We start from the raw sequence: 12951 nt of genomic DNA, 5'->3' as shown, positions 1-12951 counted from the left end.
GACGCCGTCTCACATGACGCCGTCTCACATGACGCCGTCTCACATGACGCCGTCTCACATGACGCCGTCTCACATGACGCCGTCTCACATGACGCCGTCTCACATGACGCTGTCCCCCGCTGTCCCCCGCCGTTACCCTTCGCTTTCCGCCCACAGCTTCCGCGTCACACCAAGCAGCACACTGCCGCTGACCACGAACAGGGCCGTCAGCAGCCACGCGTCGGTCAGGCGCGACGGGTCGCCGGGTGCGTACAGGAAGTTGCCGATCGCGAACAGCGACGACCAGATCACGAGGCAGCCGGCAATCCATCCCAGCAGTGAGGCCCCGATGGCGTTCTCGCGCATCACTTCGGCGTCGGAGACCCCGGCGGCGGCGCGCTGCGCCGTCCACCCCGGGCCGGCCGGTTTCACCTTGCGTACGAACGCCAGCAGAGTGGATTGATCGGTTTGCGGCCCCACGTAGGCCGTCACGAGCCACGCCAGCGTGGTCACGCCCACCTGCACCAGCGTGATGGTGGCGAAATCCGCGTCGGGCAGCAACCGCGGCACCGCCAACGACGTTACGAGCGACATCACCATGGCCACGATCTCACACCACGCGGACACGCGCCACCAGAACCAGCGCGCGATGTACAGCAGGCCGGTGCCGGCGCCAATGGAGAGCAGCACCTGGAACGCCTGCTGCGCGCTGCTCATGGTGAGGCTCAGCAGCGCCGCCACCACGTACAGCAGCACGGTGCTCGCACGCCCCGCCTGTACGTAGTGCGCATCGGGCGCGTCGCGACGCACGAAGCGGCGGTAGAAGTCATGCACGAGGTAGGACGATCCCCAGTTGAGGTGCGTGAGGATCGTCGACGAGTTGGCCGCAATGAGCCCACCGATCATGAGCCCGACGAAGCCGACGGGGAGAAACTTCAGCATTGCCGGGAACGCCGAATCGTGGCCGATGAGGGCCGGATCGGCCGCCGGAAACGCCGCCTTGATGGACGCCAGATCGGGGTAGACGATGATCGAGCAGAGCGCAGTGATGATCCACGGCCAGGGCCGCAGCACGTAGTGGGCGATGTTGAAGAACAGGGTGCCGCCCAGCGAATCCTTCTCCGACTTCGACGCGAGCATGCGCTGCGCGATGTAGGACCCGCCCCCCGGCTCGGCCCCCGGATACCAGTTGGCCCACCAGCTCACCGCGATCGGCAGAATGAAGATCATGAGCGCGAGCTCGGACATGCTGAAGTTCGGCATCATGTCGAGGATGGGCTGTCCGAGCCCATCCTTCACCGACATCACCGGCTGGGCATCGCCGCTCCCCTGCACCACCTGCTGTGGCGCCAGTCGCTCGATCAGCAGGCGCAGCCCCAGCCAGCCACTCTCGCTGTTGCCGAGGCGACGGGCCACCTCCACGAGCGAGAACCACGCGGCCGCGAAGACGGCTGTCATCTTGATGAAAAACTGGATCATGTCGATGACGAGCACCCCCCAGAGGCCGGAGTGCGCCGCGAAGACCACGTTGAGCAGGCCGGTGAGCAGAATCGTCTGCCACGGCGCGAGCCCGAAGAGGATGTTCGCGATCTTGCATGCCGCCAGCGTCACCATCCCCATGATGAAGCAGTTGAAGAAGAGTCCCAGGTACACGGCCCGGAAGCCGCGCACCAGGGACGCCTCCCGACCGGAGTAGCGGAGCTCGTAAAACTCGAGGTCGGTGAGCACTCCCGAGCGCCGCCACAGCCGCGCGAAGAAAAACACGGTGGCGATGCCGGTGAGCACGAAGGCCCACCACTGCCAGTTCCCCGCCACCCCGTAACGTCGGACCTGCTCCGTGACCCAGTTGGGGGTATCCGACGAAAAGGTCGTCGCGACCATGGACAGACCCGCGAGCCACCACGGCACCGACCGACCGGACGCGAAGAACTCGGTGGTACTGCTCCCCGAGCGCTTGGCCAGGAAGAGCGCCGGGACGAAGCAGACGAGGATGGACAGCAGGACGATGACCCAATCGATCCAGGAGATGGTCATGACCGGGTCAGCGGGAGGGAGGAACAGGCACGGGCTGGCTCATGGTGCGGGAATGTGGGGGGCCGGCAGCCGGGGAGCAACGCGCCAGGGCGTGCGGGACGAAAACCGTCACCGCCGTGGCCGGAACGGGCGGAGGCGATGCGTCACACCCCGGAGGTGACGATCTTGCGCTTCCCCATTCAGGGTATGCCCACAGTCACGTGCGCCGAAACCGAGTACGTGGGTGACGACCACCGCCCGATTGGGCGCATTTTGTTGTCCTGGTCGCGTATCCGAGTGCCAACATCCCGGAGCCGTGGATACGCGGTTGGCCGTCGCTCGTTGACGGCCACCTTGACGGGACGTTTCAGTGCACGTTCCCTCGCGGTGCGCTCCCGCATACGTCTGCCTCAGTGCGGGCCGCTGCTGCCGGCCGACGGCCGCGCCGCCCCACGCAGCACATCGAGGCGCAGTTCCACCCAGCCGCGGACCTGGACATACTGCACTCGTACCTGATGACGCCCGCCCGAGATGCGCGCATAGGCCGGCGCCGTTTCGTGGGGCGCGAAGTGATCGATGACCAGCCGGTCGTCCACCCACACCCGGACCGCGTCGTCGCTCAGGGTGCGCAACGTCCAGGCGCCGGGCGGCAACGCCAGCGTCGAGGTTGCCTCCATGGCGAAGTGGGTGGTTGGCATGGCGGGGTCGGCCGGGCGTGACCAGATCCAGTCGAGCCGCGGTGCCACGCGCTGGAGCAACGGGGCCGAACGCAACAGCGAGTCGAAGGCGGCCGGGTGGCGGAACGGATCGGTACGGTCGTCGTAGCGGAAGACGCGTTGCACCCAGTGCTGCGTCGGCTCGATGCGCTCGTACGCAAACCGGACGGGCACCCCGGCGCGCGTTGCCACGCCCCGCGGTGACCAGGTTGCCGCGCCCACGAATTCCAGTTCCACGCGCCAGTCGCCCGTGGCATCGCGATGCGGTACGACCTGCACCGTATCCCCGGTACGGCCGCGGGCCGGAGTGATGGACTGGACGCCGCGCAACGAGGCCACGCGCCAGCGTCCCGACGGTCCGAGAACCCGCAGCCGGAGTGGCACAGCGCGCGTGCTGTCGAGCGGCCACAGCTTCGGGGAGCGCCAGTCGTACGGCCCCCACTCGTCCACCACGATCGCGTCGCGCCCGCGTGACGCCTCCGCACGCTCCGGCCAACGGCGCGGCGCCTCCGGAATGTCCGGAAGCCGCCACCACGCCGTGGTGGGGATGATGCGGGCCGGATCACAAGGACCTGACAGGGAGTCGCTCTGCACGTTGCGACTCGAGTCGCTCACGTGCGAATTGGCGATCTGCCAGCGCGTGCCCACACGGACGAAGCGATTCTCCACCACGCGCCAGTCGCGGCTGCGCGTGTCGCGGTGGCGCGGGTAGCCCCACGCGCCGGGTTCAACTGAGTCGGCCCATATGCGGAGGGCCAGCGTATCGCCAATGAAGTGGTTGCCCCCCACGAGATTGCCCTGGCCGTGTTCGACCGCCACGCCGATACGGTTGTCACCGAAGCAGTTGCCCACGACGCGCGTGTCGTAGCTGTAGCCGCCCCACAATCCGTGCGTGCTGCCCACCACGCGATTGCCGATGAACTGGTTGCGGCTGAACGTGGCTTCCATCCCATTGGTGGGCGCGAAGCTGAAGTCGTTCATCAGAAACAGGTTGTCGTTCGAGCCGCCCTGCCCGGTATCCATGGTGTGCTGGCCTGCCCACAAGAAGAGGCCATCGCCACTGTGTGTCATGCTGTTGTAGGCCACGATGTTGTGCGTGCACTGCTCGAACATCAGCAGCGCCGCCGAGTCCTGCCCACGCTGGAAGAAACCGTGTGAGGAGCCGCGGACGTTGTAGTCGGCCCGGTTCCCGACGATGCGGTGCCAACTGGCGCGGTAGAGGCCAATGCCGAGCCCCGAGTTGAACGAGAAGTCGTTGCGCCGGATGTCGAGGGAGTCGCTGTGCGAAAGCAACAGGCCGTTCATCGACTGGCGCACGGTGTTCCCGATGATCCGTCCCCCGATGACACCGCGCAGGTACACGCCGGCCCCGAAGCGCAACCACTCGTCCTGCTCGTTCCGGTGAAACGACAGCCAGTCGTTGAGGCTTTCGTGCTCCACGATGCTGAACAGGCGCGGCTTCCAGCCGTACGACAGGTCGTTGTGCTCGAGCAGGAGCCCGCGCACGTTGCGGGCGAGAATGCCTACGCGGTAACCACGGGCCGTGAGCCCATGCACCCGCACGTTGCGCCCCCCGTCGATGCGCACCGCGGTACCACGCGCGGCGTCGGGCGCGCTGTCGGGCGGCAGGCCAACGAAGGTCACGCCACGCAGATCGACGGTGATGTCGTTGCCACGTACGGTGAGCAGCGCGGAGTCGGGTGACGCCCGGCCGCTCCAGTGGTAGGTCCCGGGAGCCACCCGCACCGACCGGGTGATGAGCATCCCCGGCACGGGGCGCACCATGGGCAACGGCTGCGCCCGAACGGGCAGCGCCGGGAGCCACGACAGCAGCAGCGCCGTGATCAGCGCGTGCATGCGGGTATGCGTGCGGGTATGCATGCGGGTATGCATGCGGGTATCCCGTACCCAGGCAATGGAGCTCCACAGCGCCCCGGCGCGGGTCAGAGCCATCGACGGACGCGACGACAGTACGCGGCGTACTCGTCGGGAAAGGCCGCATGGAGGTGCCGCTCCTCCCGCACGATCACCCGCACGTACAGCAGCCGCAACACCACGGGCAGCAGCACCAGGGCCCCGAGCGAGTGCAACAGCAGCGCTGCACCCACATAGAACGCGGTCATCCCCACGTACATGGGGTTGCGCGTCCAGGCGTAGACCCCGTGTTGCACGATCACCGTGGCCGGGCGATTGGGGTAGACGGCGGTGCGGGCGCGCCGGAACGTGATGATGCCGGCATACACGATGGCCAGCCCCACGACGACCAGCGCGATCCCGGCGATCTGCGTAGCCGCATATGCGGGCCCCACCGACGGCACGCGCCCGTAGCGATCGAGCACCACCCCCACCCCGAGCCCCGCCACGAAGAGCAGCGGGGGTGGGAATCTCACGTCGGGGCCGCGGTCCTGATCCATGCCCGCAAGCTACCGCACCGGCGTGACGTCGGCAGCAGACCGCTCAGTCGCCGGGGAGCATGGCCCAGAGCGCGGTGCGCCCCACATTGCAGTGAACGGCCCGCGAGAGGGGTGTGAGCGCTCCCCAACCAAGCCAGAGCGCGTGACGCGCGAGATGATGCGCGTGTACGGGACGCAGTCCGCCCGTCTCGGCGCGCGACAGGCGCTGCAGCCGATTGGCCCGGGCCGGTACGGGGTGGAAGATGCGCTCGATGGTGGGGGAGCGGGTGGGTTCGTCATCCTGCCACCGGTCGAGCCGCTCGATGCTCGATTGTACCGCCGCAGCGCCGACCTTGGCTGCCGCGGCCTGATCGGCGGCGTAGACCGCGGCCCGGGAGGGCGTGGGGAGCAGCAGGACTCCGACAAAGGCCCAGAGGGTCATCCCGGCCATGAGCGTAACCAGCCCCTCCGCGGTGGCGGGCGTACTGTCGGCGAGCTGCTGTACGAGTACGAACCCCAGCGTGTTCCATCCGATCGCACCCAGTACCCCGCGCACATGCGCGCCGCTTGCGGCAACCGCCTGCCGACGCGCCAGCTGTGCCGCCAACGCCTCCACGGGCAGCAGTTCCCAGCGACGGGGAACGACCAGCGTGCGTGGCAGGATCCCACTCCACCCGCCCACGAATCCCTCGTCGGACGTGTCCACCACCTGCAGCCGTCGCGCGTCGATCCCCGACATCTCGGCCGCCTGGGCAAACACCGGTGGGGCGACGTGCGCGCGCAGCGGGGCGATGAGGCGGGCCAATGGGCCACGCAGCTGGGCAAGCAGGAGCTGGATTCCCACGAACACGCCAACAGTCGCGAGCGGCCCGGCCGACCGCGCCGTCGTCATGAGCGCGCCCGCAGTGAGCATCCACACGACCCATTGTACGGCCACGCCGCGCATCCAGAGTGTCAGCCAGAACGGCGCATGGTCCTTGCGGCGTACCACCAACGCCCCGCCCAGCAGGTCGAAGAGGAAGAACAGGGCCTGCACCATCGCGAAGAAGATGCCGACGCCGAAGAGCGCACGCCCCACCGATAGCCCCTCAGTGGTGGCGAAGCCGGCCTGCGGGATATCGAAGACGAGCAGGCACGTGGCGGCCAGCACCGCGGTGCCAACCCCCGAGATGCCAAGGTAGAGACGGGAACGGGCGTAGCTGAGTGGGCCGAACCCCTCTCCCCGGGAAAGCGAAGGTGATGTCATGAAGGGGTAACGCGATGGTGCCAACCAATGGTTTCGGCCGCGGACCCTCTCGCGTTCCGCGCGCCCGCGCGTAGCGTACAGGCATGGACCGCCGCCTCTTCGTCTCCGATCTTGCGCGCTACGCCGCGCTCTGCGCCGTCGTCCCCAACGTTTGGCGCGTCACCTCCCGTCCCCGGTTTGCCGACGATCCGTTCGCCCTCGGGGTGGCCTCCGGCGACCCGACCCCCACCGGTGGCGTCCTGTGGACTCGGCTGGCCCCCCGTCCCTTCGAACCGGATGGCGGCATGGAGGGGACACGGGTCACCGTGGACTGGGAGGTGGCTGACGATGACGGGTTCACGAAGGTCGTGCAGAAGGGGCGCGCCACGGCGGCGCCCGAACTCTCCTTCAGCGTCCATATCGACGTCACGGGGCTGCTCCCCGACCGCTGGTACTTCTACCGCTTTCGCTCCGGCGACGCGGTGAGCCAGGTGGGGCGCTTGCGGACCACGCCCACCGATGGCGCCGTGACGCCGCTCGCATTTGCCTTTGCGAGCTGTCAGAACTGGGAGCAGGGGCTCTTCACGGCCTACGAACACATGGCGAACGAAGAGCTCGATCTGGTGGCGCACCTGGGTGATTACATCTACGAGTACGCTGGCAACCCGCGCGGTGTGCGCATGCACCACGGGCTCGAGATTCGCACGCTTGACGACTATCGGCGGCGGTATGCGCAGTACAAGTCCGATCCCCTGCTGCAGGCGGCCCACCGTCGTTGCCCCTGGGTGGTGACGTGGGATGATCACGAGGTGGACAACAACTACGCGGGGCTCGCCGGCGAGAACAACATGGAGAGCACCGAGCAGATGCGGGCCCGGCGTGCTGCCGCCTACCAGGCGTGGTGGGAACACCAGCCCGTGCGCGTGCCTCGGGTGCAATCGTGGGCCGATCTCTCCATCACCCGCACGATCAACTGGGGCGCCCTCGCCCGGTTCTGGGTGCTGGATACCCGCCAGTACCGGGATGATCAGGCGTGTGGCGATGGCACGAAGCCCTTCTGTGACGAGGCACGTGACCCGCGCCGCGGGCTCCTGGGCGCGGCGCAGGAATCGTGGCTGCTGGATGGGCTCGGCCGCTCGCGGTCACGCTGGCAGGTGCTCGCGCAGCAGGTGATGATGGGGCCGTACGATGCGGCCGAAGGCGACGAGGTGCGCACCAGCATGGATCAGTGGAGTGGCTATCCGGCCGCCCGCGACCGCCTGCTCGGCGAGATCGCCAAGCGGGCGCCCAATCGCACGGTGGCGATCACCGGCGACATTCACAGCAACTGGGTGAACGAGCTGCGCAGCGATTTCTCGCGACCCGACCGGCCGGTGGTGGCCGCTGAATTCGTGGGCACCAGTATTGCCTCGGGAGGGAACGGCGGCCCGGTCCCCCCGGCACGACTCGCCGACATGAAGCGGGAGAATCCCCACCTCAAGTGGTTCGAGAATCGCCGTGGCTACGTGACGTGCACCGTGAACAGCGACACGTGGCGCGCCGACTATCGCAGCGTGCCGTTCGTGGACAAACCCGGCGCGCCCATCGCGACGGCATCGAGCTGGCGCCTCGAGCATGGCCGCGCCGGCATCACGGCGCTGTAGCGCGAAACGCGGCCACGCTACGACCTGGGGGCAGGCGCCTCGCCGGTCATCAGCATCTGTGAGAACTCGCGCGTGGGCATGCGCCCGCCCCCGCGCAGCTGCGCGATGACCTCATCGGCGCGATCATCGTCGCACCCTGCCGAACGCAGGGCGTGGTACGCCATGCCGAAGGCGAGCTCCCGTTCGCCCATGAGCGCCTTGCCTACCCCCAGCTGTTCGAAGAACTCCTGTTCGGTATCGGCGTGTGTGCGCACGATGATGTCGATGTCGGGATTGCGCACACGAGCCAGCTCGATGATGCGCCGGGCATGGTACGGATCGGGGCTCGCCACCACCAGCAGCCTCGCGTACTCCGGGCGCGCATGCTCGAGGATGCCGGGGCGCGTGGCGTCGCCGTACACCGCCGCCACGCCGAGTGTGCGCATGGCCTCCGCCACGCGCCGGTCCTGTTCGATGGCCACGAACGGCACTCCCACGCGCTGAAAGGCCTCGCCGATGGTGCGACCCACGCGGCCATAGCCGATCACGATGACATGATTGACCGGGGTGGCCATGAACAGGTCCGTGGCCACCATGCGCGGCGCCTTGTGGCGCTCCACCCTGTCGAGCAACGCGGGATGTCGGGACACGACGGTGATGAGCTGCTCCGCGGCCCAGGAGAGCAGCGGGTTGAGCACGATCGACACGAGCGCTGCCGCGAGGATGAGGCTGCGCCCCTCTTCGGCGAGTACGCCGAGCGACACGCCGAGGGCGGCCATGATGAACGAGAACTCGCCGATCTGTCCGAAGGCGGCCCCGATGCGCACCGCCGAGGCGAACGGGTGGCGCAGCAGGATCATGAGCACGGTCGACCAGATGGCATTGCCAACGAGAATCACCCCCAGCACCGCCAGCAGCTTGCCCGGGGCGTTCAGCAGAATGCCCGGATCAAGGAGCATGCCCGTGGACACGAAGAAGATGACGGCGAAGGCATCCTGCATGGGCAAGGCGTCGGCGCCGGCGCGATAGCTGAGGTCCGATTCGCTGATCACGACGCCGGCCACGAAAGCGCCCAGCGCGAAGGAAACACCGAAAAGCGCCGCCGCGCCCATGGCCACGCCCAGCGACACGGCGAGCACGGCAAGGGTGAAGAGCTCACGGGAGCCGGTTCGGGCGACATGCGTCAGCAGCCACGGCACGGCGCGGCGCCCCACCAAACCCATGAGGGCAATGAAGGCCACCACCTTTACGACGGTGAGCGCCACGACCTCCGCAATGTCACCTGCCGTTCCGGCGCTGCCGTCACCGCTGATGGCCCCCAGGATGGCAGGCAGCAGCACCAGCGCGAACACGACGCCGAGATCCTCCACGATGAGCCAGCCCACGGCCACGCGGCCGTCGACCGAGTCGAGCATCCCGCGATCCTCGAGGACCCGCAACACCACCACCGTACTCGCCACGAAAAGCGAGAGCCCGAAGACCACGGCTGCTCCCGCCGTCCACCCCCACCACAGGGCAAGGCCGGTCCCCAACGCGAAGGAGACCGCCATCTGCAAGGTGGCGCCCGGCACCACGATGGCCTGCACCCGCTTGAGATCGCCCGGGGAGAAGTGCAGCCCCACCCCGAACATCAGGAGGATCACCCCGATCTCCGCCAGCTGGCCGGCGAGCGCCACGTCGGCAACGAAGCCCGGCGAGTGCGGACCCAGAGCAATGCCCGCCAGGAGATACCCGACCAGCGGCGGCAGCTTGAGCTTCGCGGCCACGAAGCCGAAGAGAAACGCCACGCCGAATGCGCCGGCGAGCGTTACCAGGAGAGCCGTCTCGGGATGCATGCCGCAAACTACTGTGGTCTGCTCCCCGGCCACACCTCGCCGCGGTCAGCGGAAGGCGAAGGCCGCCATGAGGACGATGTTGGCCACGAGCAGGATGAGCGCCGTTGGCCATTGCGCCCGGATGACGCCGTACCGATCGCGCAGTTCAAGCAGGGCGGCTGGCACGATGTTGTAGTTCGCGGCCATCGGCGTCATGAGCGTGCCGCAAAACCCGGAGAGCATCCCCACCGCGGTCACGATGACCACGTCGCCGCCGAACTGCTGGACCACCAGCGGCAGGCCGATTCCTGCGGTCATGACCGGGAATGCCGCGAAGGCATTGCCCATGATCATGGTGAAGAGCGCCATCCCCAGCGCGTAGGCGACTACGGCCGCCACTGGCGATCCCAGCGGCAGGTACGTGGTAGCGAGCGTGCTGACGACCTTGCCCACGCCGGCCGTGGCAAAGAGCGCCCCGAGGGCGGCCAGCGACTGCGGGAGCACGGCGGCCCAGCCCACGCTGTCCATGAGACGCCGCGCCTCCACGATTGGCGCACCGACGGGTGGGCGCAGCATGATCATCGCCACGAGCAGCCCCAGTACCGTGGCACTGCCGAGGGCGATTTGCGTGACCTGCTTCGGGTCGACCACCGGCATGCCGCCGACCTGCCAGTCCTTGAGCAGCAGGGTGCCGGCGAAGGTGGCGAATGGTACGACGAGCACCGGCACGAACAGGCGATTGCCGTGGCGCGCCGCCGATGCCATGCGCGCGGCGACCGCTGACGTCTGGCGGGTCCCCTGCCCGAGGCCGGCTGCCGCCGTGGCCACCATGATGAGCACGAGGATCCCGTTGGCGAGATCACCCACATGCGAGCCGACGAGGAACAGCAGGGCATACGTGCCCCAGAAGAGCGTGGTGCGCCACCGTCTGGGGTTGCTGTCGTCGCGCGCATTGACGAGCGCGATGCCGCCGGTCAGCCCCCCCATGAGCAGGTAGACGGCCTCGAGCGTGATCATGGTGCGTCCTCCTGCCGCCGCGCCACCGCGGCATCGCGCGCGATCTGTCGGTCCAGCAGCAGGAGCCGCGCGCCGTGCACCACGAAAGCGATGATCGCGGTAGGGATGGCCCATCGCGCAAGCTGCAACGGCTCGACCACGATGCCGTTCTGTTCGAGAAACCCGCGGATGAGCAGGATGGAGCCGATGGCCACGAACACGTCTTCCCCGAAGAACAGCCCCACGTTGTCGGCGCCGGCCGCCATGGCCCGGATGCGTTCCCGCGTGGACGCGGGGAGCGATGGGTGGGTGTGGTCGGCGGCGCCTTCCGCCATGGGGGCCACCAGCGGGCGCACCATCTGGGCATGTCCCCCCAGGGATACCAACCCGAGCGCGGAGGTGATCTGCCGCAGGGCGAGGTAGACGAGCAGCACGCGTCCAGCCGTTGCGGCCCGGATGCGACCGATCACGTCACGGGAGCGCTCCTTGAGTCCCGCGCGTTCGGCAAGACCGATGACTGGCAGGGCCAGCCATACAATGGCGATGTATCGGCTGTCCGCGAAGGCCTTGCCGAAGGCGGCCACCACATCGAGAAACGACTGTCCGCTGGCCATTCCCGTGGCGAGTCCGGCGAGCGTAACCACGAGGAGCGCGTTGAGCCGCAACGCGAAACCGACGATGACGATGAGAATCCCGATCAGCGGAAGCATGGCGCAGACGTTAGCGCACCCGCCAAGGGAGCGCGAGAACGGCGCGACACGTCCGGGATCAGCGCCTGCGGGATCAGCGCCTGCGGGATGAGGTGCCCCCCGCGCCGCGCTACATTATCCGCAGCGGCCACTCGACCGCCCCTTTGCCCCACGGCCCCTCCTCGCATGCTCCGGCGTCCTTCTGCTGCCCTCGTACTCGGCGTGTTGTCGCTGTTCACCACCGCCTGCCTGCCTGGTGGCGGCCGTCGCGCCTATGTGGCCGAGCTCACCCCCGACCCGGCGGTGCGCATCTACGAAAGCAAGTCGGGGCGTTTCGTTTCCTTCAAGCAGTTCGCCGATGTCATCGCCACACGCGACCTGGTGTTCTTCGGCGAGCAGCACGACGACCCCACGACACATGCCGCCGAGCATGCGGTGCTGGCGGCGCTGGGCGAACGGCGTCCGCACGTGGTCGTGACGCTGGAGATGTTCGAGCGCGACGTGCAGCCCTTGCTCGATCAGTATCTCACGGGCACCATCTCGGAGGAAAACTTCCTCGCCGGCGCCCGCCCGTGGGATCGGTACGTCACCGACTATCGCCCGCTGGTGGAGCTCGCACGGGTGCGCGGGTGGCCCGTCGTGGCCGCCAACGTGCCGCGCCGGCTGGCGAGTGCGGTGAGTCGGCGCGGGCTGGCGGTGCTCGATACCATGAATGCCCGCGACCGCGGATTCATGGCCAGGCAGCACGCGTGCCCCAAGGACACGTACTACGACAAGTTTGCCGAAACCATGAAGGGGCACGGCGCCGGCGGCGGGCCACCGACGGCCGCTGACGCCGCCGCCATGGCGCAGATGACCGATCGCTTCTACGAAGCCCAGTGCGTGAAGGACGAAGCCATGGGCGAGGCCATTGCCGACGCCTTCGCCCGTGCGCCCAAGGGATCGGTGATCTTCCATGTCGATGGCGCCTTCCACAGCGACTTCGGGCTTGGCACCGCCGAGCGGGCGCGCCGCCGGGCTCCCAAGGCCAGCAGCATCGTGCTCTCGGCCGTCCCGGTGCCCGACCTGTCGAAAGCGAACGGCGGCGAGCACGCGGCGAAGGCGGACTACGTGCTGTTCACGAGAGCGCCCAAGTAAGGGGAGGGGCGCGCCGTTGGCGCGTGAACGGCGTTAAGGGCGAACGGCGTTACGCGTTGCCACCTAACGGTACAGCGGTAACAGCACCCGCTGACGCCGTGCGGTTGGGTGGCAACCCTTTACGCTGTCCCCACGTAACGCTTCTCGGGCGCGTGAACGGCGTTAAGGGCGAACGGCGTTACGCGTTGCCACCCAACAGCACAGCGTTACTGGTACCCGCCGGCACCCGCTTACGCGGTGCGGTTGGGAGGCAACCCATTACGCTGTTCCCACATAACGCTTTTCGGGCGCGCCCCCCGCGCCCCCCGCGCCCAAAAGGCACCGCCGGCAGCATTTCGGTGCGACGTCTCGATCGGTCCGGCACTAG

General features: G+C 68.1%; 9 protein-coding genes. 2 read left to right on the top strand and 7 right to left on the bottom strand.

Annotation, left to right across the window (positions count from 1 at the left end; translation table 11 throughout):
- Nucleotides 1-132: 132 nt before the first annotated feature.
- The 4 genes from LW840_RS17585 to LW840_RS17570 form a co-directional block, all read right to left on the bottom strand.
- Nucleotides 133-2013, bottom strand: coding sequence for a sodium:solute symporter family protein (locus LW840_RS17585; RefSeq protein WP_291267633.1), 1881 nt, complete (start codon nucleotides 2011-2013; stop codon nucleotides 133-135).
- Nucleotides 2014-2402: 389 nt separating this feature from the next.
- The gene (locus LW840_RS17580) at nucleotides 2403-4661 is read right to left on the bottom strand and encodes a NosD domain-containing protein (RefSeq protein ID WP_291277481.1); all 2259 of its coding nucleotides are present in this window, start codon (nucleotides 4659-4661) and stop codon (nucleotides 2403-2405) included.
- Nucleotides 4652-5122 carry an isoprenylcysteine carboxylmethyltransferase family protein gene (locus LW840_RS17575; RefSeq protein WP_291267631.1) on the bottom strand — a complete coding sequence of 157 codons (471 nt, stop codon included), beginning with the start codon at nucleotides 5120-5122 and terminating at the stop codon, nucleotides 4652-4654. Before LW840_RS17575 ends, LW840_RS17580 begins: the two co-directional genes overlap by 10 nt.
- A gap of 43 nt (nucleotides 5123-5165) precedes the next feature.
- Nucleotides 5166-6347: a hypothetical protein gene (locus tag LW840_RS17570; RefSeq protein WP_291277480.1), complete on the bottom strand. Its 1182-nt coding sequence runs from the start codon at nucleotides 6345-6347 to the stop codon at nucleotides 5166-5168.
- A gap of 83 nt (nucleotides 6348-6430) precedes the next feature.
- Here LW840_RS17570 and LW840_RS17565 point away from each other — a divergent pair, with 83 nt between their 5' ends.
- Nucleotides 6431-7969, top strand: a complete 1539-nt coding sequence (locus LW840_RS17565; RefSeq protein WP_291267629.1) for an alkaline phosphatase D family protein — start codon at nucleotides 6431-6433, stop codon at nucleotides 7967-7969.
- A 17-nt stretch (nucleotides 7970-7986) separates the two neighbouring features.
- Here LW840_RS17565 and LW840_RS17560 read toward each other — a convergent pair whose 3' ends face one another.
- Genes LW840_RS17560 through LW840_RS17550 form a run of 3 tightly spaced genes read right to left on the bottom strand, consistent with a single transcriptional unit; the run spans nucleotide 7987 to nucleotide 11468 of the window.
- Nucleotides 7987-9783, bottom strand: a complete 1797-nt coding sequence (locus LW840_RS17560) for a cation:proton antiporter (protein WP_291273331.1) — start codon at nucleotides 9781-9783, stop codon at nucleotides 7987-7989.
- A gap of 45 nt (nucleotides 9784-9828) precedes the next feature.
- Nucleotides 9829-10779, bottom strand: coding sequence for a DUF979 domain-containing protein (locus tag LW840_RS17555; RefSeq protein WP_291267627.1), 951 nt, complete (start codon nucleotides 10777-10779; stop codon nucleotides 9829-9831).
- On the bottom strand, nucleotides 10776-11468 hold the full coding sequence (locus LW840_RS17550; RefSeq protein WP_291260378.1) for a DUF969 domain-containing protein: 693 nt from the start codon (nucleotides 11466-11468) through the stop codon (nucleotides 10776-10778). The genes LW840_RS17555 and LW840_RS17550 overlap by 4 nt, the downstream gene beginning before the upstream one ends.
- Before the next feature lie 165 nt (nucleotides 11469-11633).
- Between LW840_RS17550 and LW840_RS17545 the strand changes: the two genes are divergently transcribed.
- Nucleotides 11634-12584, top strand: a complete 951-nt coding sequence (locus tag LW840_RS17545; protein WP_291267625.1) for a ChaN family lipoprotein — start codon at nucleotides 11634-11636, stop codon at nucleotides 12582-12584.
- Nucleotides 12585-12951: the final 367 nt, after the last annotated feature.

The organism is Gemmatimonas sp., from assembly GCF_021298855.1.
Classification (GTDB): Bacteria; Gemmatimonadota; Gemmatimonadetes; order Gemmatimonadales; family Gemmatimonadaceae; genus Gemmatimonas.
Note: the sequence above shows the minus strand (reverse complement) of the source record. Positions and strands in the feature narration are given on the sequence as shown.